Raw genomic sequence first — 690 nt, forward strand, 5'->3', positions numbered from 1 at the left:
CGAACCTGCGACACCTTGGTCCCAAACCAAGTACTCTACCAAGCTGAGCTACTTCCCGAGTTAAATAGAAAAAATGCACCCTAGAGGAGTCGAACCTCTAACCGCCTGATTCGTAGTCAGGTACTCTATCCAGTTGAGCTAAGGGTGCTCATTATATGCCGAGGACCGGGATCGAACCGGTACGATCGTTACCAATCGCAGGATTTTAAGTCCTGTGCGTCTGCCAGTTCCGCCACCCCGGCCTCTCTAAGCGAACGACGGGATTCGAACCCGCGACCCCCACCTTGGCAAGGTGGTGTTCTACCACTGAACTACGTTCGCATCGACCTCTTGGTTATATTAAAAAAATGCCGGCTACATGACTTGAACACGCGACCCTCTGATTACAAATCAGATGCTCTACCAACTGAGCTAAGCCGGCTTATTTCTATTATGCGGGTTAAGGGACTTGAACCCCCACGCCGTTAAGCGCCAGATCCTAAATCTGGTGCGTCTGCCAATTCCGCCAAACCCGCAATGATGACCCGTACTGGGCTCGAACCAGTGACCCATTGATTAAAAGTCAATTGCTCTACCAACTGAGCTAACGAGTCTAAAATAACTTACGTTATCTTAAACGGTCCCGACGGGAATCGAACCCGCGATCTTCGCCGTGACAGGGCGACGTGATAACCGCTACACTACGGGACC

General features: G+C 51.2%; 7 tRNA genes. All 7 read right to left on the reverse strand.

The features are described from left to right. Positions 1–74: 74 nt before the first annotated feature. Positions 75–148, reverse strand: a tRNA-Arg gene (locus O3611_RS09735). Between the two features lie 8 nt (positions 149–156). Next, positions 157–242, reverse strand: a tRNA-Leu gene (locus tag O3611_RS09740). A gap of 7 nt (positions 243–249) precedes the next feature. After that, positions 250–321, reverse strand: a tRNA-Gly gene (locus O3611_RS09745). 27 nt (positions 322–348) lie between these two features. Next, a tRNA-Thr gene (locus O3611_RS09750) sits at positions 349–421 on the reverse strand. 12 nt (positions 422–433) lie between these two features. Next, positions 434–515 (reverse strand) — tRNA-Leu (locus O3611_RS09755). Positions 516–520: 5 nt separating this feature from the next. After that, positions 521–593 (reverse strand) — tRNA-Lys (locus O3611_RS09760). A 24-nt stretch (positions 594–617) separates the two neighbouring features. Then, a tRNA-Asp gene (locus tag O3611_RS09765) sits at positions 618–690 on the reverse strand.

Origin of the sequence: Streptococcus sp. 27098_8_91 (assembly GCF_041432385.1) — a bacterium.
Taxonomy (GTDB): domain Bacteria; phylum Bacillota; class Bacilli; order Lactobacillales; family Streptococcaceae; genus Streptococcus.